Raw genomic sequence first — 17,855 nt, 5'->3', positions numbered from 1 at the left:
CCCTGCCGACCAACCCTAATCTCAGTAACGAGGACGGCCTTCTTCCAGTACCTGGCGCAGAAACGGCACGGTGATCCGCCGCTTCGCCGCCAGCGATTCGCGATCCAGCCAGTCCAGCAGCGTGATCAGCCCCCCCAGCTCGCGGCCGGTGTGCGACAGCAGCCACTCGATGGCGGCCTCGTCGATCGCCAGCCCACGGCGCAGCGCGCGCTCGCGCAACACCGCCGCGCGGCCTTCCTCGTCCAGCGGCTGCAGCAGCACGCGCACGCATTGGCCCAGGCGCGAACGCAGGTCCGGCAGCACCAGGCCCAGTTCGCCGGGCGACTTCTGCGCGGTGTACAGCACCGTCACGTCGGCAGCGCGCGCGCGGTTGTGGAAATCGAACAGCGCGATCTCGTCCTCGCGGTTGCCCGCCACCGCATCCAGGCCATCCAGCGCCACCAGCTCGCGCTGCTCCAGTCCTTCCAGCGCCACCCGCACCCGGCCAACCACACTGGCCAGCGGCACGTACGTCGGCAGGCGCCCGGCCTGCTCGGCGCTGGAACACATCGCCAGCGCCTGATGGGTCTTGCCGGTGCCGGCCGCGCCTTCCAGGTAGATCCAATCGTGGCTGGCCCCTACCGCGATGGCATGCAGCTGCGCCAGCGCGCCGTCCGGCGCACCGATGAAGCTCTCCAGGCGCTGGTCCCGCGGGTAATGCAGGGCCAGCGGAAGTTGCGGCACACCAATCACTTCAGTTCCGGACCCTTGTCATTGCCAGGCACGATGATATGGGGCTGGTCGATCACGCCATCAAGCACGATCGCGGGCTTCTCGCCGGCATACAGCTCACTCTGCCGGTAGCGCTGGTGCGCATAGCGCAACAGCACGTTGCTCACCGCCGCCACCGGCAGTGCCAGCAGCATGCCGAGGAAGCCGAACAGCTGGCCACCGGCCATCACCGCGAAGATCACCGCCACCGGGTGCAGGCCGATCTTGTCGCCGACGATGCGCGGGGTCAGCACGTAGCTCTCCAGCAGCTGGCCGACGGTGAACACCACGCCGACCAGGATCAGCAGCTTCAGGTCGAACCCCTGCGCCTGCACCAGCGCAGCCACGATCGCCATCAGGATGCCGGTGGTCGCGCCCAGGTAGGGAATGAAGCTGATCAGGCCGGCGATCAGGCCGATCAACAGGCCCAGCTTGAGCCCGACCAGCGACAGGCCACCGGCGTAGATCACGCCCAGCGCCAGCATCACCAGGAACTGCCCGCGGATGAACGCACCGAGCACTTCATTGGATTCACGCGCCAGCGCGGTGATCGTGCCGATCTGGTTGCGCGGAATCACCGATGCCACGCGCTCGACCAGCTTGTCCCAATCGCGCAGGAAGTAGAACGCCAGGATCGGCAGCAGCAACAGGTTGACCACCCAGGTGACCACCGTGAAGCCCGAGCGCGATACGTAGCCCATGAAGGTTGTTGCGAACCCACCGGCCTGCTGCCAATGGCTGCGCACCCACTCGATCAGGCGGTCCGGGTCCATCCACTGCATCACTTCCAGCCCGGTCTTCTGCTCGAACCAGGGAATGCCCTTCTCCATCAACCAGGCCTGCGCCTGCGGCGCCGCGGCGATCAAGGTCGTGATCTGGCGCTCGATCATCGGCACCAGCACCAGCAGCAGCGCGACGATCACCAGCACCATCGCCACGAACACCAGCACCACGCCGGTCATGCGCGAGCGGCCGGTGGCCTCGATGCGGTCCACCAGCGGATCGCCCAGCCAGGCCAGCGCCAGCGCCAGCACGAACGGGGTCAGGATCGGTGCCAGCAGCCAGACGATCCAGCCGATCAGGCCCGCCAGCAGGATGTACTTCAGCCGACGCAGGAACTGCGCGATTTCCGCTTCCGGGGACAGGATCATCGCAGGCGGTACTCGTTGCTGACCGGCGCCGGTGCCGGTGCACCGGTCGTATCGTCGATCGGCGTCGGCAGGGCCGGCAGGGTCGCCGACGGCACCAGCACGCCGTTGTCGCCGAGCATGCGGTTGAAGCCGGCCAGGCCGGTGGTCATTTCCAGATTCAGTTCCAGATGATCGGCGGTCGCACGCAGCGGGGTAACGTTGCGCACCACGGCCACTTCACGCAGGCCGGCAGCCAGGCGCAGGTATTCGTCCGCGCTGTTGATACCGGTCACCACCACGCGGTAGGTGCCCGCCTGGCCGGTGGCCGCACCGGCCTTGGCATAACGCTTGACCAGCGCGTCGGCAGCGCCATCGGCACCGGCAGCCATCGCGCGCATCGCGTTGGCATCCTTGCTGGTCCACTTGTTCAGTTCACGGCCGTTGTCGACGAACACCCAGTCCGCCTGCCAGCCGCCATTGGCGCGGTAGAGCTTGCCGATCAACTGCATCGGCGGCGAATAGCGCGACGAGGCGCGGGCAACGGCAGCGCTGTCCTGGCGCCAGATGGCACCGGCCAGGGCCTGCTCGGCTGCGCCACCACTGGGCAGGCCGAGCTTGTAGCCGCGCTCGATGGCCCGGCTCAGCAACGGCCGCGCGGCATTGGCCTGCTGCACGCTGACCAGACGCGGACCGCTGCCGTCATCAACGGCCAGCCACAGCACCGGCTTCGGTCGTGGCTGCGGCCACAGCGGCAGGCCCAGCGCCGACACCAGCCCGTCCACGTCATCCTCGCGGAAGCGCGCGACCAGCAGAGTACGGAAGCTCGGCGCACCGCTGGCGCCCACGCTCTGGTCCTGCTTGTAGTCGTAGCTGGCCACATAGTCCTTGGCATTGCGCAACGCCTGCGCCACGCCGGGGCGCGACATGACGCTGCGATCGCCGGACAATTTGCCCAGTACAACGCTCAACGCGCGGGCAAGTGCACCGTTGCGGTCAGCCTCGGCTTGGCTGTTGACGGGCACTTCGGCCTCGTACGCACCACTGGCAGTGGCAACATCCCCCTCGGTTCGCATGCCGCTCTGGGCCATCGTGGCCACCGGCAGGCACAGCGCAAGGAGCAGGGTCAAAAACAGGCTGCGGCGCATCAGGACATCCATTGGCTCGACGTATCCGGGGGGGAATTGTTGCCCGAATACGGCCTTTGCGCCAATGCGGCCTGTTAAAATCGGCGATTCAACCCCTGCCAGCGCCGACGCCCGTGACCAACAGCCCGTCTTCCGCCCCTTCCCCCCTCACCTACCGTGACGCGGGTGTCGACATCGACGCCGGCAACGAGCTGGTCGAGCGGATCAAGCCCCTGGTCAAGCGCAGCTTCCGTCCGGAGGTGATGGGCGGCCTGGGTGGCTTCGGTGCCCTGTTCGACCTGTCCAACAAGTACCGCGAGCCGGTGCTGGTGTCGGGTACCGACGGCGTCGGCACCAAGCTGAAGCTGGCCCACCAGCTGAACCGCCACGATACGATCGGCATCGACCTGGTCGCCATGTGCGTGAACGACGTGCTGGTGCAGGGCGCCGAGCCGCTGTTCTTCCTGGACTACTTCGCCACCGGCAAGCTGGACATCGATACCGCCGCCGCGGTCGTGGGCGGCATCGCCAATGGCTGCACCGAGGCCGGCTGCGCCCTGATCGGCGGCGAAACCGCCGAGATGCCCGACATGTACGCGCCGGGTGAGTACGACCTGGCGGGCTTCACCGTCGCTGCCGTCGAAAAGAGCGAGCTGAAGGACGGCGCCCATGTCGCCGAAGGCGACGTGCTGATCGGCATCGCCTCGTCCGGCCCGCACTCCAACGGCTACTCGCTGGTCCGTCGCATCTACGACCGCGCCGGCCGCCCGGCCGAGCTGGAGCTGGAAGGCGGGGTCAAGCTGGTCGATGCGCTGATGGCCCCCACCCGCCTGTACGTCAAGCCGATCCTGTCGCTGCTGAAGTCGCACGGCGATGCCATCCATGGCATGGCCCACATCACCGGCGGCGGCCTGACCGAGAACATCATCCGCGTGGTGCCCGAGGGCCTCGGCCTGGACATCCAGGCCTCGTCGTGGACCCTGCCGCCGGTGTTCCAGTGGCTGCAGAAGGAAGGCGCGGTGGCCGACAGTGAAATGTGGCGCACCTTCAACTGCGGCATCGGCTTTGTGCTGATCGTCGCCCCGGACCAGCTGGAGGCCGTGTCCGCTGCGGTCAAGGCGCAGGGCCTGGAGCACTGGACGATCGGCCAGGTGGTCACCGCCCAGGGCGGCGAACGCGTCCACATCGCCTGATCCACTGGACAAAGGAACCCGCATGGACGCACCCACTCCCTTGTCGACGACGCCGGCTCCGCCGGTGCTGCCGCCGAACCCGGCCGTGCCGGTGTTCGGCCCGCAGGACGCCACCCAGCTGCGCCAGCTGGCAATCGGCCACTACGTGGTCGCCGGTCTGATGGCGGTGTTCTCGCTGATCTTCATCCTGCACATCGTGCTGGGCATCGCCATGCTGTCCGGTTCGCTGCCGATGAAGTCCGGCGGTGAACCGTCTTCGCCGGAAGAACAGCAGTTCGTCGGCTGGCTGTTCACCGTCATGGGTTTCTGCATCGTGCTTGGTGGGCTGACCCTGGCCGGCTTTGTCGCCTATGCCGGCCGCTGCCTGTCGCAGCAGCGCCGCTACCTGTTGTGCATGATCGTGGCGGGGCTATCGTGCCTGTTCACCCCCATCGGCACCATCCTCGGCGTGTTCACCCTGGTCGTGCTGCTGCGCCCGCAGGTGAAGGCCGCCTTCGCTGGCCAGGCGGGTGTGGCATGAGCGATGGATTGAACCCGCCCCCCCTGCCCCGGCAGACCCTGGCCGACCTGCAGACCGCCAGCCACCTGCACAACCTGAAGATCCTGTTCTATGCACTGGCAGGCTTCCATTGGCTGGCAGCGCTGGTGTTCCTCGGTTTTGTCGGCATCGTCGCCTTCGAACGCGGCATGGATGACGGTGCCGTGCTGGCGACGGTGTACGGCGCAGTGTCGTTGCTGGCCATCGGGCAGGGCTTCCTGCAGCTGCGCACCGCGCGGCTGCTTGGCCAGCGCAGCAATCTGGCCTGGTGTCGTGGCGCGGCCTGGGCGGCGGTGATGGCCGGCCCGCTGGGCATGGCGTTGACCGCCTACGCGGTGTATTTCCTGCGCAAACCGGAGATTGCTGCACTGTTCGACCGCGGCGACCACGTCAGCGTCTGAGCTGGCAGGCGCATGTTCCGTCCCTTCTGCTGATTGCTCCGACATGTCCACGCCCGCCGCCTCCACGCTCGCCAGCAACCGCGCCACCCACTCACTGTCGGGACCGAAGAAGGTCGCGCTGGCTGCGGTGTTGTGCATATTCGCAGCAACCTGGATCCATCCGCTGTGGCCGCTCGAGCAGACCCTGCACAGCTCGCTGACCGTGATCGGCCTGCTCGCCCTGTGGTGGGTGGACCGGCGCTGGCAGCTGGACAACGGCGCGTTCATCGCCATCTGCGGCTTCATCGCCATCCACTGCGTGGCCGCGCGCTGGCTGTATTCCAACGTTCCCTATGACGCCTGGCTGCAGTCGCTGCTCGGATGGTCGCCGGATGCCGCCTTTGGCTGGCAGCGCAACCACTTCGATCGCCTGATCCACTTCCTCTATGGCGTCTGCTTCACACCGGCGTTGCTGCAGCTGGCGCGACAGTACTGGCCTGCACTGCACATCGGCCAGGCCTTCACCCTGGCGGTGATGGCAGTGATGTGTTCCAGCCTGGCGTATGAGTGGCTGGAATGGGGCATCGCCCTTGCCCTGTCGCCGGAAGCGGCCGAGGCCTACAACGGCCAGCAGGGCGACATGTGGGACGCGCATGCGGACATGCTGCTGGCGACCCTTGGCAGCCTGTTGCTGTGGCCGTTGGTGCGCCGGAGCGCGGGGCGATGAGCATCTGCCGAATCGCCGTGCTGGCCTCCGGTCGCGGCAGCAACCTGCAGGCCATTGTCGACGCCATCGCGGCAGGGCGACTGCAGGCCGAGATTGTCGGCGTGTTCTCCGACCGCCCCGATGCGACCGCACTGGAGCGGGTGGCAGCGGATCGACGCTGGGGGCATGCGCCGAAGGAGTTCAGCGACCGCGCCGCCTACGAGCAGGCGCTGGGTGATGCGCTGGCTGCATCCGCCCCGGACTGGATCGTCTGCGCCGGCTACATGCGCATCCTGGGCGCCGATTTCGTGCAGCGGTTCAATGGCCGCCTGGTCAATATCCATCCCTCGCTGCTGCCGCTGCACAAGGGCCTGCACACCCATGCACGGGCGCTTGAGGCCGGCGATAGCGAGCACGGCGCCAGCGTCCACCTGGTGGTGCCGGAACTGGATGCCGGCGCGGTGCTGGCGCAGGCCCGGGTTCCGGTGCTTGCCCGCGATGACGCGCAGACCCTGGCCGAACGCGTGCTCGCGGTGGAGCATCCGCTGCTGATCGCCACCCTGGAACTGCTGTGTGCAGGCCGCCTGGCTGAACGGGAAGGCCAGCCGACATTCGACGGTCACCCCCTGTTTAGCCCCTTGGCTCTAGATTCCGCCGGGAACCTGAACCGGTAACGCCCGTGCACACGCCCCGCTGACTGCGGGGCTGGCATCCTGCTCCCCTCCTGCGGTTCCTGTCGGCCATGAAGACCACGACCCTGCTGCGTACAACCCTGCTGCTGCCGCTTGCCGTCCTCGCCTGTGCGGGCTGGGGCCAGGCAACAGCGCCTGCTGCGCCGACACCTGCCGAGGTGGCGCCGCCCGTGCTGCCGGCGCTGGCCTGGGAGCCGCCGCCGCTGCAGCCGTTCAGCGCGACCTACCAGGCCTTCTACAAGAGCAAGGAAGCGGGCGACGCGACCATGCAGGTCACCCACACCGGTGGCAACCAGTGGCGGGTGGACATGCAGGTAGTCGGCCGTCGCGGCTTTGCCAGCGTGCTCGGCCTGAACATCGAGCAGAGCACCGTGTTCGAGGAGCGCAATGGCGTGTACGCGCCGCTCAGCCAGAGCACGGTGCGCAAGGGCCTGTTCCTCGGCAAGAAGGCCGTCGGCACCTACAACTGGCAGGCCGGCACCGCGCAGTGGAGTGGCGACGTGGAAAAGAAGCGCGCACAGCCGATTCCGCTGCAGGCCGGCGATCAGAGCGCCCTGCTGATGAACCTGGCGATCATGCGTGATGCCCGCCCTGGCGCGGCCATGCACTATCGCTACGTCGACATGGGCAAGGTGCGCCAGCACGATTACCAGGCCGCGCCGCAGACCGAGAACGTCGAGGTCGGCGACCTGTCCTACAACGCGCTGCGGGTCTATCGGACCAACGGCGGCAACAACGAAACCATTCTCTGGATCGCCAACGGTGTCCCCACCCCGGTGCGCATCCTGCAACGCGAAGACGGCGAAGATCGCGTCGATCTGCGCCTGATCGAATACCAAGGAGTCTGAGCATGAACACCCTGACCCGCCCCCTGACCTGGATCGCCGCTGCCGCCTTGTCGGTGGCCAGCCTGCCGGCCATGGCCCTGCAGCCGTTCAAGGCCGACTACCTGGCCAGCTACATGGGCATGCAGGCCAACGGCAGCATGACCCTGGCCAGCGAAGGCAGCAACAAGTGGCGCTACAGCCTGCAGGTCAAGAACCAGCTGGCCGACCTGAGCCAGACCACCGTGTTCGAGGAGGTGCGCGGGCAGCTGCGCCCGCTCAGCAGCCAGGATCGCTCGGCGTTGCTGGTGAAGAAGCGCAATGTGCAGGCCAACTACAACTGGACCAGCAACCAGGCCACCTGGACCGGCGACATCAAGCCGGATCGCGCCGGACCGATCGCCCTGAAGGCCGGCGACATGGACGCGCTGCTGATCAACCTGGCCATTGCCCGCGACCTGGCTGCCGGCAAGCCGCTGACCTATCGCATGGTCGACGAAGGCCGCATCAAGAACATGACCTACCGCGTCGTGGGCAAGGAATCGGTCACCGTTGGCGGCAAGAGCTACGAGGCCACCAAGGTCTCGCGCGTCGACGGCAACAAGGAGCTGATCGCCTGGATCGTGCCGGAGTTCCCGGTGCCGGCGCGCATGCTGCAGCGTGAAAGCGGTCGCGATGCGCTGGACCTGACCATCAAGGCGATGAACTGACCGGCGATCCGCGCCATCCACGGGCGTGGATCTACTTCACGTCCCAGTAGATCCACGCCATGCGTGGATGGATGTCCCAAAAAAACGCCCGCTTTCGCGGGCGTTTTTTTATTTCTTCGGCGCTTCCGCCGGCGCGAACTCGGTGCGGCAGTCCACCCGGATCTGCTCGCCCGTGGATCGACGCACAAAGGTGCGGCAATGGCGGTTGCCGTCCTGGCTGTCGTTCACCGCTACCGCGTAGAACGACTGGATGATCTCGTCACGGGTCACCGTGCCGTCACCATTCCAGTCCATGTCCTTCTGCTCGATGCCCTTGGTGATGGCGATGTTGGCGTACCAGGCGTAGCCCAGCCACGCCAGCACGATCAGCACCAGCACCAGCAGCGCCTTGCGGCGACGGCTGAATTTGCCGCGCAGGATCATGCGGCCACGCGCCGGATGGTGGCGCCGAGCGAAGACAGCTTCTCTTCGATGTTCTCGTAGCCGCGATCAAGGTGATAGATGCGATCGATGGTGGTATCGCCATCGGCCATCAGGCCGGCCAGGATCAGCGACGCCGATGCGCGCAGGTCGGTCGCCATCACCGGCGCCCCGCTCAGGCGTTCGTGACCGCGCACGATGGCCGTGTGACCTTCCACCTGGATGTCCGCGCCGAGGCGCAGCAGTTCGTTGACGTGCATGAAACGGTTTTCGAAGATCGTTTCGTTGATCACGCCCACGCCATCGGCCACGCAGTTGAGCGCCATGAACTGCGCCTGCATGTCGGTCGGGAACGCCGGGTACGGCGCGGTGGTCAGGTTGACCGCCTTCGGCCGCTTGCCGTGCATGTCCAGGGTGATGCTGTCTTCGGTGGTCTCGATGGTGGCGCCGGCTTCCACCAGCTTGGCCAGCACCGCGTCCATGGTGTTCGGACGCGCGCGGTTGACGGTGACCTTGCCACCGGTCATCGCGGCGGCCACCAGGAAGGTGCCGGTTTCGATGCGGTCGGGCAGCACTTCATGGCGGCCACCGGACAGGCGCTCGACACCTTCGATGACCAGGCGTGCGGTGCCCAGGCCTTCGATCTTCGCGCCCAGCGCGATCAGGCAATGCGCCAGGTCGGTGACTTCCGGTTCCATCGCCGCGTTGTCGAGGATGGTGGTGCCTTCGGCCAGTACCGCTGCCATCAGCACGTTCTCGGTACCGGTCACGCTGACCATGTCGAAGGTGAAGTGGCCACCCTTCAGGCGCTTGGCGGTGGCCTTGATGAAGCCGTTCTCGACCACGATGTCGGCACCGAGTGCCTGCAGGCCCTTGATGTGCTGGTCGACCGGACGCGAGCCGATCGCGCAGCCACCCGGCAGCGACACTTCGGCCGCGCCGAAGCGGGCCAGCAGCGGGCCCAGCACCAGGATGGAGGCGCGCATGGTCCTGACCAGCTCATACGGAGCCACATGCTGGTTGACCGGACGCGGGTCGACCACGATCGCACTGCCGCGCGACAGCGTGCCCTGGTCGATGGTCACTTTTGCGCCCAGTTCGCCCAGCAGCTTCACCGTGGTCACCACGTCGTGCAGATGCGGCACGTTGGTGATCTCCACCGGCGCGTCGGCCAGCAGGGTCGCGCACAGGATGGGGAGGACGGCGTTCTTGGCGCCGGAGATGCTTACTTCACCGTGCAGCGCAGCGCCGCCGGTCACAACGATCTTGGCCATGTATTGGGGATCTTCTGCGGTTCAGCCGGCTTCGGCCGGGGTCACGGTTTTCAATGCGAGCGCGTGGATCGCGCCGCCCATCAGGTCGCCCAGAGTGGCATACACCATCCGGTGGCGGGCCAGCGGCATCTTGCCGGCAAAGGCCTCGCTGACCACGGTCGCTTCGAAATGCACGCCATCGTCACCCTGCACGTCGGCGCGGGCGCCGGGCAGGCCGGTTTCGATCAGATTGCGGATGGTGTCGGCGTCCAACGGGCTTTCCTAATAAAATGTGCGTCCATTCTACTTCCGCTGCGTGGCGTCCGCATGGCCGAATCCCTGTTGCCCCCCCGTTCCGCCGACCCTGCCGCCCTGGTCGCCAGTGGCCGGCGCGTGTTCGAGATCGAACGGCAGGCGCTGGACGCCGTAGCCGACCGCCTCGGCGACGCCTTCCAGCAGGCCTGCCGGGCAATCCTGGGCAGCCGCGGCCGGGTGGTCGCCACCGGCATGGGCAAGTCCGGCCATGTCGCGCGCAAGATCGCCGCCACCCTGGCCTCCACCGGCACGCCCGCGTTCTACGTGCACCCGGGCGAGGCCGGCCATGGCGACCTGGGCATGATCACCGAGGACGACGTGGTGCTGGCCCTGTCCTATTCGGGTGAATCGGATGAGCTGCTGATGCTGCTGCCGGTGCTCAAGCGCCAGGGCAACGTGCTGATCGCCATGACCGGACGCCCGCAGTCGAGCCTGGCCAGCGCCGCTGATTTCCACCTGGATGTGAGCGTACCGGCCGAAGCCTGCCCGCTGGCGCTGGCGCCCACCTCCAGCACCACCGCCTCGCTGGCGATGGGCGACGCCTTGGCGGTGGCCCTGCTGGACGCGCGCGGCTTCACCGCTGACGATTTCGCCCGCTCGCACCCGGCCGGCAGCCTCGGCCGCCGCCTGCTGCTGCACATCACCGACGTCATGCACACCGGCGAGGACCTGCCCAAGGTCGATGTCGGCGCCAGCCTCAGCGAAGCGCTGATGGAGATGAGCCGCAAGCGCCTGGGCATGACCGCCGTGGTCGACGACCAGGGCGTGCTGATCGGCCTGTTCACCGACGGCGACCTTCGCCGCGCCCTGGACACCGATCTGGACGTGCGCACCGCCAGGATCGCCGATGTGATGACCCGGCAACCGCGCACCATCAGCGCTGACAAGCTGGCGGTGGAGGCTGCCCGGCTGATGGAAACCCACAAGATCACCGGCCTGATCGTGGTCGACAGCGAGGGCCGCGCGGTCGGCGCCCTGAACATTCATGACCTGTTGCGGGCCCGGGTGGTTTAACCGACAGTCCGTAGACCCCATTCAGTCTGTACCAACGAGCCCGCAACCACCGAGTCCGATGCCCTGATGCCCTGGTCCCCCCTGCCCGCCTTCCCCGCCCACCTGCATGCCGTTGCGGCCAATATCCGCCTGGCCTGCTTCGACGTGGACGGCACCCTCACCGACGGTCGGCTGTACTACGACAAGGATGGCAACGAGAGCAAGGCGTACTTCGTGCAGGATGGCCTGGGCCTGAAACTGCTGCAGCAGCACGGTATCCACCCCGTGCTGATCACCGCGCGCAACAGCCAGTCCGCGCTCAAGCGCGGCGCCGACCTGGGCATCGACACCCAGATTGCCGTCGGCGACAAGCTGGCCAGCGTGCAGGCGCTGTGCGCGCAGCACGGCATCGGCCTGGAGCAGGTGGCCTTCATGGGTGACGACCTGCCGGACCTGGCGCCACTGGGCGCGGTCGGCCTGGCCGTGGCCCCGGCCAATGCCCATCCGTGGATCGCCGAGCGCGTGCACTGGATCACCCGCGCCGACGGCGGCCGTGGTGCCGCACGCGAGCTGTGCGACGTGCTGCTGGCCGCGCAGGGCCGCCTGGACGCCGTGCTGGCGAGGTTCGGCGCATGAATGCCCCCACCTTGAACTGGCGGATGATCCTCGGCGTGGGCCTGCTGCTGGCGGCCCTGTTGAGCAGCTGGGCTGCGCTGCGCAACCGTGAAAAGGCACCTGTTGTCGAAGGCCAGGACGCCGGTGTGGACTACATCCTGCACGACTTCCAGATCGTCGCCCTGGACGAACACGGCAAGGAATCGACCACCCTGCGCGCGCCCCTGCTGGAACGCCAGCGTGGCGACCAGACGCTCAACATCACCACCCCGCTGTTCGAAATGCCCGACAAGGACGGCAAGCACTGGACGCTGCGCGCCGAGACCGGCTGGCTCAGTGCCAAGGGCGACGAGATGAAGCTGCGGGGCAACGTCGCCGGCGACAGCCCGGCCGATCCCGGCGTGGTCCCGACCACCTTCCGCACCGACCACCTGGACGTGTTCCCGAAGGACAATCGCGCCCGTACCGATGCCCTGGTGACCATGACCCGCCCAGGCATGGAGCAGTCCGGCGTCGGGTTCGAGGTGGATTCGAAGAACAACACGTATCATTTCCTCAGCCAGTCCAAGGGCCGTTACACGCCCAAGCGCTGATTCCGCCGCCCGCCCGCGACGTCTTCCTGACAGGCGCGAAGCAGGCAGCCCCCACCCGCAGCCCCCGGTCCCGCCGGAGGGCCACCACCGGTAGAACGGACCCCGATGAAGATTCCCTTTGCAGCCGTGCTCGCACTCAGTCTTCTTGTCCCCGCTGTCGCCTTTGCCAAGTCGACCGACCGCAATGAAGCGATGAACATTGATTCCGGCGCGCAGTCCGGCACCCTCACCGGTGACGGCAAGACCGTGCTGTCGGGCGGCGTGATCATTACCCAGGGCACGCTGGACCTGCGTTCGTCCGAGGCCGAGATCTACCTCAAGGGCGGCGAAGCCGTGCGTGCGGTGTTCACCGGCAAGCAGGCCAAGATGAAGCAGCAGCTCGACGATGGCAGCTGGATGGATGCAGTGGCCGACCGGATCGACTACGACATCACCACCGAGATCATCACCCTGACCGGCAACTACAAGGTCACCAGCGCGCGCGGCACCAATGCCGGCCAGCGCATGGTCTACAACACCCGCAGCGGTGAGATGAACTCCGGCGGCGATGGCAGCCGCGTGCGCACCGTGATTCCGCCGAAGAACAAGACGCCTGCGGCCGCCCCGGCTGCGGCGCCGGCGGGAGGCAAGAAGTAATGCTCGTCGCAACTGGCCTGCGCAAACGCTACAAGCAGCGCGAAGTCGTCAAGGACTTCGGGCTGACCCTGGACGCCGGCGAAGTGGTCGGCCTGCTGGGTCCCAACGGTGCCGGCAAGACCACCTGCTTCTACATGATCGTCGGCCTGGTCGGTGCCGATGCCGGCAGCATCGTGCTGGACGGCAAGGACATCACCGGCGACCCGATGTACACCCGCGCCAAGCAGGGTGTGGGTTACCTGCCGCAGGAACCGTCGGTGTTCCGCAAGCTGACCGTGGCCGACAACCTGCGCCTGGTGCTGGAACTGCGCGAGGACCTGGATTCGGCTGGCCGCGAGCGCGAACTGAACAGCCTGCTCGACGAACTGCAGCTGGGGCACGTGTCCGAACAGCTCGGTGCCAGCCTGTCCGGTGGTGAACGCCGTCGTTGCGAGATCGCGCGTGCACTGGCCGCCAAGCCGCGGCTGATCCTGCTCGACGAACCCTTCGCCGGCGTGGACCCGATCTCGGTCGGCGAAATCCAGCGCATCGTCACCCATCTCAAGCAGCGCGGCATCGGTGTGCTGATCACCGACCACAACGTGCGCGAGACCTTGGGAATCTGCGACCGCGCGTATATCCTCGCAGAGGGCACCGTACTGGCCCAGGGCTCGCCCGAGGCGATCCTGGACAACGCCGACGTGCGCCGCGTCTACCTTGGGGATTCCTTCAAGCTGTAACCGCGGCCGCCGGGCCCTCTCCCTTCCGTTCGGCACAGGCATGAAGACTCGGCTGCAGACATCGTTGGGACAGCAGCTGGTGCTAACGCCCCAGCTGCAGCAGGCGATCAAGCTGCTGCAGATGTCCACGACCGAGCTGGAGCTGGAAATCGCCCAGGCGGTGGAGAGCAATCCACTGCTGGACTGGTCCGACAGCAGCGACGAAGGCGCCGGTGTCGACAAGGACGCCAGCAGCGACGACGCGGGCGGCGACAATGACGCCCCGCCCGACAATGCTGAAAACAGTGGCGACGACTGGGCGCCCGCCGAGCTGGACTGGAGCAGTGGCGGCAGCGGCGGTAGTTTCGATGATGACGACGACAACGGCAGTGCTGCCGAACGCGTCGCCGAAACCGAAACCCTGGCCGACCACCTGCTGTGGCAGCTGCACCTGACCCACCTGTCCAACCGCGACCGCAGCATCGGCGCCGCGCTGATCGATTCGCTGGAAGACGATGGCTATCTGCGCGAGCCGCTCTCGGCCATTGCCGAAGCGCTGCTGCCGGCGATCCATGCCGGTGAAGACGAAATCCTGACCGTGCTGCACCAGATCCAGCGCTTCGACCCCGTTGGCGTGGCCGCACGCAGCCTCGGCGAATGCCTGCAACTGCAGCTGGACGTGCTGCCTGTCGACACCCCGTGCCTGGCCCTGGCCCGACAGGTCGCCGCCGGTCCACTGGAACAACTGCCGCGCAGCGGCGTGACCGGCCTGGCCCAGCAGCTGAAGCAGCCGTTGGCCGAGGTCGAGACCGCCGTGGCCCTGCTGCGCTCGCTGGACCCTCGCCCCGGCACCCAGATCGCTCCGCTCGCCCAGGACACCTACGTGGTGCCGGACGTGGTCGTGTGGCGGCAGAACGGCATCTGGCGCGCCGCGCTGGCCGCCCATGCCGGCCCCAAGCTGGTGATCCACCGCGGCTACGAGCAGATGATCCGTCGCTGCGGTGACGCCGATGCCGGTTATCTGCGCGGCCAATTGCAGGAAGCGCGCTGGCTGCTGAAGGGCCTGCAGGCGCGTGGCGAGACGCTGCTGCGGGTGGTGCGCAGCCTGATCCAGCAGCAGGCGGGCTTCCTTGAATTCGGCGAACAGGCTCTGCGCCCGCTGACCCTGCGCGAGATCGCCGGCGAACTGGGCCTGCACGAATCCACCGTGTCGCGCGCCATCGCCCGCAAGCATGTGCGTACGCCACGCGGCACCCTGCCGCTGCGCGCCTTCTTCGCCTCGGGCATCGACACCGACGGCGGTGGCGAAGCGTCCAGCACCGCCATCCAGGCCATGATCCGGCGCCTGATCGATGACGAGAACCCACGCAAGCCGCTTTCTGACGCCAAGCTGGCTGACCTGCTTAAAACATCGGGAATCCCAGTAGCGCGGCGCACCGTGGCGAAGTATCGTGAGGCCATGAACATCTCCGCCTCGCACGAAAGAGTCAGAATCGTTTGACGCGCCGCCGCGCCCGGCGGAGAGGTTCATTGGCACATCCGATCAAAGGAGAAACCCGATGCGCATCGAAACGTTTGGCAAAGATGTCGAAGTCACCCCGGCCCTGCAGTCCTATGTAGAAGAGAAGCTGGCCCGGATCGGCAAACACTTCGACCAGCACTGCGAAGCGCGGGTGACGCTCAAGCTGCAGAAGACTGAACACCACGTCGATGCCAGCCTCAATATTCCGGGTCAGACCCTGCACGCTGAAGCCAATGCGCAGACCATGTATGCCGCGATCGACCTGCTGGCGGACAAGCTTGACCGCCTGGTGATCAAGCACAAGGAGAAAAAACAGCAGCACGCACCGCTGCCGGTGGGCGACAATGGTGGCTGATCGCCACCGCTCCCCGCAGACATGCCCCTGACTGACCTCCTGGCGGCCGTGCAGACCCAGCTCTGCACGGCCACCGACCGCGACAGCGTCCTGCAGGCCGCGGCCGGATTGCTGGCCTGCCGCCAGGCCAATGCCGAACAGATCTATCTCAACCTGTGCCAGCGCGAAGCGCTGGGCAGTACCGCGATCGGTTACGGCATCGCCATCCCGCATGGTCGTGCGCCGACCCTGGATCGACCCCGAGGCGCGCTGCTGCGTCTGCAGACCCCGGTCGATTTCGGTGGCGACGCGCCGGTGGACCTGGTGTTCGCCATGGCCGTTCCCGCTCACTACACCCATCAACACCTGATGCTGCTGTCCGAGCTGGCCGAGCTGTTTTCCGCGCCCTGCATCCGCCAGGCGCTGCGCGAGGCCGGTGATGCGCGGGAGCTGCGCCAGGCCCTGGACCTGACCCCACCGGCGAGCGCCGCATGAATACCAGCATCACTGCCCGCGAACTGTTCGAACAGCAGCGTGAGCGGCTTGGCCTGCGTTGGGCAGCGGGCAAATCCGGCGAGAAGCGCGAGCTGGAGGCCGGTAATACGGTCTCGCGACGCCCTTCGCTGGCCGGCTATCTCAATGCGATCTATCCCAACAAGGTGCAGATCCTCGGTACCGAGGAACTGTCCTGGCTGGACGCGCTGGAACCACGCCAGCGCTGGGAGACCATCGAAAAAATCATGCAGTCGCATCCGCTGGCGCTGGTGCTGACCCGCAACCAGCCCTGCCCGGAAGACCTGCGCGCGGCCGCCGATGAATCCGGCACGCCGCTGTGGCTCTCGCCCAAGCGCGGCCACGAACTGCTCAACCATCTGTCGTACCACCTGGCGCGGACGCTGGCGCCGCGGGTGATCCTGCACGGCGTGTTCATGGAGATCTATTCCATCGGCGTGCTGATCACCGGTGAAGCGGGATCGGGCAAGAGCGAGCTGGCCCTGGAACTGCTCAGTCGCGGCCACCGCCTGGTGGCCGACGACGCCCCCGAGTTCACCCAGATCGCCCCCGACGTGCTCGACGGCACCTGCCCGGAACTGCTGCAGGACCTGCTGGAAGTGCGCGGCCTGGGCGTGCTGAACGTCCGCGAGATGTTTGGCGACACCGCTGTAAAGAAGAACAAGTACCTTCGGCTGATCGTCCACCTGACCAAGCCGATGACCGAGCCCACCCCCCATGGTTACGAGCGCCTGACCGGCGACTCGGGCACGCGCCACGTGCTGGACCTGGACGTGCCGCTGATCACCCTGCCGGTGATGCCCGGCCGCAACCTGGCCGTTCTGACCGAGGCGGCCACCCGCCTGCACATCCTGCGTACCAAGGGTATCGACCCGGCGGCGATGTTCATCGCCCGCCACAGCAACCTGCTGGAACGGCGAACGCCCTGACCCCCCTGCCCTTCGAAGAGTCCGTCCATGAGCACCGTCAGTCCCACCGCCCCGACCCTGATCATCGTCAGCGGCCTGTCCGGCTCGGGTAAATCCGTCGCCCTGAAGACCTTCGAGGACCAGGACTACTACTGCTCGGACAACCTGCCGATCCAGCTGCTGCCGGACTTCGTGCGCAATGTCCTGAGCCACCACAACGGTGCAGCAGCGCGCCGCCTGGCGGTGGGCATCGATGTACGCGGGCAGAGCGACCTGACCCAGTTGTCCAGCTGGCGGCAGCTGGCCACCGATGCCGGCGTGGATGCCAAGGTGCTGTTTTTCGAGGCCAACGATGAAACGGTCCTCAAGCGCTATGCCGACACCCGCCGCCGGCACCCGCTGAGCCAGCTGGGCCTGTCGCTGCCGGAAGCGATCGCCCGCGAGCGCGAACTGATCGCGCCGCTGCGCCGCGAAGCCGATGCGGTGATCGATACCAGTGCGTTGAACGTGCATCAGCTGCGGCGCCGGATCATCACCGAATTCGCGATGGGCCATGCCACCCGCCTGTCGCTGCTGTTCGAATCGTTCGCCTACAAGCGCGGCGTGCCGGCCGAGGCCGACTTCGTGTTCGACGCGCGCGTGCTGCCCAACCCGCACTGGGATCCGGAACTGCGGGCGCTGAGCGGTCGCGAACCCGGCGTGCGCGATTACCTGGAAGCGCAGCCGGATGTGCAGCGCTACCTGGCGCAGCTGATGGATTTCTTGGATACGTGGCTGCCCAAGCTGGGTGATGGCACCCGCAGCTATGTGACGGTGGCCTTCGGTTGTACCGGTGGCAAGCACCGCTCGGTGTTCCTGGCCGAACGCCTGGCCCGCCATGCACGTGAGATGGGCTGGGAAGACGTGGCGACGTACCACCGCGAGCAGGATTGAGGGGTGGTCGGCCGGGCTGCGCCCGGCACCCGCAGAAGCCACGGCAACGTCAACGTCAAACGCCTGCATTTCTTG

General features: G+C 67.0%; 23 protein-coding genes. 17 read left to right on the top strand and 6 right to left on the bottom strand.

Annotated elements, in window-relative coordinates; translation table 11 throughout:
* Positions 1-21: 21 nt before the first annotated feature.
* Genes hda through HFK18_RS01035 form a run of 3 tightly spaced genes read right to left on the bottom strand, consistent with a single transcriptional unit; the run spans position 22 to position 3,025 of the window.
* Positions 22-729, bottom strand: coding sequence for a DnaA regulatory inactivator Hda (gene hda / locus HFK18_RS01045; protein ID WP_180164311.1), 708 nt, complete (start codon positions 727-729; stop codon positions 22-24).
* Entirely contained in the window at positions 729-1,901 is a 1,173-nt protein-coding gene (locus tag HFK18_RS01040; protein WP_100551743.1) for an AI-2E family transporter, read from the bottom strand. Before HFK18_RS01040 ends, hda begins: the two co-directional genes overlap by 1 nt.
* On the bottom strand, positions 1,898-3,025 hold the full coding sequence (locus HFK18_RS01035) for a DUF2066 domain-containing protein (protein ID WP_223482051.1): 1,128 nt from the start codon (positions 3,023-3,025) through the stop codon (positions 1,898-1,900). The genes HFK18_RS01040 and HFK18_RS01035 overlap by 4 nt, the downstream gene beginning before the upstream one ends.
* A 113-nt stretch (positions 3,026-3,138) precedes the next feature.
* Here HFK18_RS01035 and purM point away from each other — a divergent pair, with 113 nt between their 5' ends.
* From purM to HFK18_RS01000, 7 genes are all read left to right on the top strand, one after another.
* Positions 3,139-4,197 (top strand): phosphoribosylformylglycinamidine cyclo-ligase, encoded by a 1,059-nt coding sequence (gene purM / locus HFK18_RS01030; protein ID WP_100551742.1) that lies wholly within the window; start codon positions 3,139-3,141, stop codon positions 4,195-4,197.
* Between the two features lie 22 nt (positions 4,198-4,219).
* The gene (locus tag HFK18_RS01025; RefSeq protein ID WP_100551741.1) at positions 4,220-4,717 is read left to right on the top strand and encodes a hypothetical protein; all 498 of its coding nucleotides are present in this window, start codon (positions 4,220-4,222) and stop codon (positions 4,715-4,717) included.
* Positions 4,714-5,136 carry a hypothetical protein gene (locus HFK18_RS01020; protein ID WP_180163790.1) on the top strand — a complete coding sequence of 141 codons (423 nt, stop codon included), beginning with the start codon at positions 4,714-4,716 and terminating at the stop codon, positions 5,134-5,136. The genes HFK18_RS01025 and HFK18_RS01020 overlap by 4 nt, the downstream gene beginning before the upstream one ends.
* 43 nt (positions 5,137-5,179) lie before the next feature.
* Complete coding sequence (locus HFK18_RS01015) at positions 5,180-5,842, top strand: DUF2238 domain-containing protein (protein WP_180163789.1); 663 nt, start codon at positions 5,180-5,182, stop codon at positions 5,840-5,842.
* On the top strand, positions 5,839-6,495 hold the full coding sequence (purN, locus tag HFK18_RS01010) for a phosphoribosylglycinamide formyltransferase (RefSeq protein ID WP_180163788.1): 657 nt from the start codon (positions 5,839-5,841) through the stop codon (positions 6,493-6,495). The genes HFK18_RS01015 and purN overlap by 4 nt, the downstream gene beginning before the upstream one ends.
* A 68-nt stretch (positions 6,496-6,563) precedes the next feature.
* Positions 6,564-7,361, top strand: a complete 798-nt coding sequence (locus tag HFK18_RS01005) for a DUF3108 domain-containing protein (RefSeq protein WP_180163787.1) — start codon at positions 6,564-6,566, stop codon at positions 7,359-7,361.
* Between the two features lie 2 nt (positions 7,362-7,363).
* Positions 7,364-8,047, top strand: a complete 684-nt coding sequence (locus tag HFK18_RS01000) for a DUF3108 domain-containing protein (protein WP_180163786.1) — start codon at positions 7,364-7,366, stop codon at positions 8,045-8,047.
* 108 nt (positions 8,048-8,155) lie between these two features.
* Here the strand turns inward: HFK18_RS01000 and HFK18_RS00995 are convergent, their stop codons facing one another.
* Genes HFK18_RS00995 through HFK18_RS00985 form a run of 3 tightly spaced genes read right to left on the bottom strand, consistent with a single transcriptional unit; the run spans position 8,156 to position 9,993 of the window.
* The gene (locus tag HFK18_RS00995; RefSeq protein WP_100551735.1) at positions 8,156-8,470 is read right to left on the bottom strand and encodes a hypothetical protein; all 315 of its coding nucleotides are present in this window, start codon (positions 8,468-8,470) and stop codon (positions 8,156-8,158) included.
* Complete coding sequence (gene murA, locus HFK18_RS00990) at positions 8,467-9,741, bottom strand: UDP-N-acetylglucosamine 1-carboxyvinyltransferase (RefSeq protein WP_180163785.1); 1,275 nt, start codon at positions 9,739-9,741, stop codon at positions 8,467-8,469. The genes HFK18_RS00995 and murA overlap by 4 nt, the downstream gene beginning before the upstream one ends.
* A 21-nt stretch (positions 9,742-9,762) precedes the next feature.
* On the bottom strand, positions 9,763-9,993 hold the full coding sequence (locus tag HFK18_RS00985) for a BolA family protein (protein ID WP_089239309.1): 231 nt from the start codon (positions 9,991-9,993) through the stop codon (positions 9,763-9,765).
* 54 nt (positions 9,994-10,047) lie between these two features.
* Between HFK18_RS00985 and HFK18_RS00980 the strand changes: the two genes are divergently transcribed.
* The 10 genes from HFK18_RS00980 (at position 10,048) to rapZ (ending at position 17,780) form a co-directional block, all read left to right on the top strand.
* Entirely contained in the window at positions 10,048-11,049 is a 1,002-nt protein-coding gene (locus HFK18_RS00980) for a KpsF/GutQ family sugar-phosphate isomerase (RefSeq protein ID WP_100551733.1), read from the top strand.
* A gap of 66 nt (positions 11,050-11,115) precedes the next feature.
* A complete protein-coding gene (locus HFK18_RS00975; protein ID WP_100463540.1) occupies positions 11,116-11,664 on the top strand; it encodes an HAD hydrolase family protein in 549 nt (182 codons plus the stop codon).
* Positions 11,661-12,236, top strand: coding sequence for an LPS export ABC transporter periplasmic protein LptC (lptC, locus tag HFK18_RS00970; protein ID WP_089239303.1), 576 nt, complete (start codon positions 11,661-11,663; stop codon positions 12,234-12,236). Before HFK18_RS00975 ends, lptC begins: the two co-directional genes overlap by 4 nt.
* Before the next feature lie 105 nt (positions 12,237-12,341).
* Complete coding sequence (gene lptA, locus HFK18_RS00965; protein ID WP_099819263.1) at positions 12,342-12,872, top strand: lipopolysaccharide transport periplasmic protein LptA; 531 nt, start codon at positions 12,342-12,344, stop codon at positions 12,870-12,872.
* Positions 12,872-13,591, top strand: a complete 720-nt coding sequence (lptB, locus tag HFK18_RS00960) for an LPS export ABC transporter ATP-binding protein (RefSeq protein WP_025874019.1) — start codon at positions 12,872-12,874, stop codon at positions 13,589-13,591. Before lptA ends, lptB begins: the two co-directional genes overlap by 1 nt.
* A gap of 40 nt (positions 13,592-13,631) precedes the next feature.
* Positions 13,632-15,071, top strand: a complete 1,440-nt coding sequence (locus tag HFK18_RS00955) for an RNA polymerase factor sigma-54 (protein WP_180163784.1) — start codon at positions 13,632-13,634, stop codon at positions 15,069-15,071.
* 58 nt (positions 15,072-15,129) lie between these two features.
* Positions 15,130-15,447: a ribosome-associated translation inhibitor RaiA gene (gene raiA, locus HFK18_RS00950; protein WP_004147311.1), complete on the top strand. Its 318-nt coding sequence runs from the start codon at positions 15,130-15,132 to the stop codon at positions 15,445-15,447.
* A 21-nt stretch (positions 15,448-15,468) separates the two neighbouring features.
* Entirely contained in the window at positions 15,469-15,921 is a 453-nt protein-coding gene (locus HFK18_RS00945) for a PTS sugar transporter subunit IIA (RefSeq protein ID WP_180163783.1), read from the top strand.
* Positions 15,918-16,868: an HPr(Ser) kinase/phosphatase gene (hprK, locus tag HFK18_RS00940; RefSeq protein WP_004147299.1), complete on the top strand. Its 951-nt coding sequence runs from the start codon at positions 15,918-15,920 to the stop codon at positions 16,866-16,868. The genes HFK18_RS00945 and hprK overlap by 4 nt, the downstream gene beginning before the upstream one ends.
* 27 nt (positions 16,869-16,895) lie before the next feature.
* Positions 16,896-17,780, top strand: a complete 885-nt coding sequence (rapZ, locus tag HFK18_RS00935; protein WP_162292003.1) for an RNase adapter RapZ — start codon at positions 16,896-16,898, stop codon at positions 17,778-17,780.
* Positions 17,781-17,855: the final 75 nt, after the last annotated feature.

The sequence above is a fragment of the Stenotrophomonas sp. SbOxS2 genome (assembly GCF_013416715.1).
GTDB lineage: Bacteria > Pseudomonadota > Gammaproteobacteria > Xanthomonadales > Xanthomonadaceae > Stenotrophomonas > Stenotrophomonas lactitubi.
Note: the sequence above shows the minus strand (reverse complement) of the source record. Positions and strands in the feature narration are given on the sequence as shown.

What these genes read in the sequence shown, in the direction of transcription:
- hprK (WP_004147299.1), top strand. Translation starts at nt 15,918, where the DNA reads ATGAATACCAGCATCACTGCCCGCGAACTGTTCGAACAGCAGCGTGAG.
- HFK18_RS01005 (WP_180163787.1), top strand. Translation starts at nt 6,564, where the DNA reads ATGAAGACCACGACCCTGCTGCGTACAACCCTGCTGCTGCCGCTTGCC.
- lptB (WP_025874019.1), top strand. Translation starts at nt 12,872, where the DNA reads ATGCTCGTCGCAACTGGCCTGCGCAAACGCTACAAGCAGCGCGAAGTC.
- purN (WP_180163788.1), top strand. Translation starts at nt 5,839, where the DNA reads ATGAGCATCTGCCGAATCGCCGTGCTGGCCTCCGGTCGCGGCAGCAAC.
- murA (WP_180163785.1), bottom strand. Translation starts at nt 9,741, where the DNA reads ATGGCCAAGATCGTTGTGACCGGCGGCGCTGCGCTGCACGGTGAAGTA.
- lptA (WP_099819263.1), top strand. Translation starts at nt 12,342, where the DNA reads ATGAAGATTCCCTTTGCAGCCGTGCTCGCACTCAGTCTTCTTGTCCCC.
- HFK18_RS00980 (WP_100551733.1), top strand. Translation starts at nt 10,048, where the DNA reads ATGGCCGAATCCCTGTTGCCCCCCCGTTCCGCCGACCCTGCCGCCCTG.
- HFK18_RS01040 (WP_100551743.1), bottom strand. Translation starts at nt 1,901, where the DNA reads ATGATCCTGTCCCCGGAAGCGGAAATCGCGCAGTTCCTGCGTCGGCTG.
- lptC (WP_089239303.1), top strand. Translation starts at nt 11,661, where the DNA reads ATGAATGCCCCCACCTTGAACTGGCGGATGATCCTCGGCGTGGGCCTG.
- HFK18_RS00955 (WP_180163784.1), top strand. Translation starts at nt 13,632, where the DNA reads ATGAAGACTCGGCTGCAGACATCGTTGGGACAGCAGCTGGTGCTAACG.
- HFK18_RS01020 (WP_180163790.1), top strand. Translation starts at nt 4,714, where the DNA reads ATGAGCGATGGATTGAACCCGCCCCCCCTGCCCCGGCAGACCCTGGCC.
- HFK18_RS00995 (WP_100551735.1), bottom strand. Translation starts at nt 8,470, where the DNA reads ATGATCCTGCGCGGCAAATTCAGCCGTCGCCGCAAGGCGCTGCTGGTG.
- HFK18_RS01035 (WP_223482051.1), bottom strand. Translation starts at nt 3,025, where the DNA reads ATGCGCCGCAGCCTGTTTTTGACCCTGCTCCTTGCGCTGTGCCTGCCG.
- rapZ (WP_162292003.1), top strand. Translation starts at nt 16,896, where the DNA reads ATGAGCACCGTCAGTCCCACCGCCCCGACCCTGATCATCGTCAGCGGC.
- HFK18_RS01000 (WP_180163786.1), top strand. Translation starts at nt 7,364, where the DNA reads ATGAACACCCTGACCCGCCCCCTGACCTGGATCGCCGCTGCCGCCTTG.
- HFK18_RS00945 (WP_180163783.1), top strand. Translation starts at nt 15,469, where the DNA reads ATGCCCCTGACTGACCTCCTGGCGGCCGTGCAGACCCAGCTCTGCACG.
- HFK18_RS00975 (WP_100463540.1), top strand. Translation starts at nt 11,116, where the DNA reads ATGCCCTGGTCCCCCCTGCCCGCCTTCCCCGCCCACCTGCATGCCGTT.
- raiA (WP_004147311.1), top strand. Translation starts at nt 15,130, where the DNA reads ATGCGCATCGAAACGTTTGGCAAAGATGTCGAAGTCACCCCGGCCCTG.
- HFK18_RS01025 (WP_100551741.1), top strand. Translation starts at nt 4,220, where the DNA reads ATGGACGCACCCACTCCCTTGTCGACGACGCCGGCTCCGCCGGTGCTG.
- HFK18_RS01015 (WP_180163789.1), top strand. Translation starts at nt 5,180, where the DNA reads ATGTCCACGCCCGCCGCCTCCACGCTCGCCAGCAACCGCGCCACCCAC.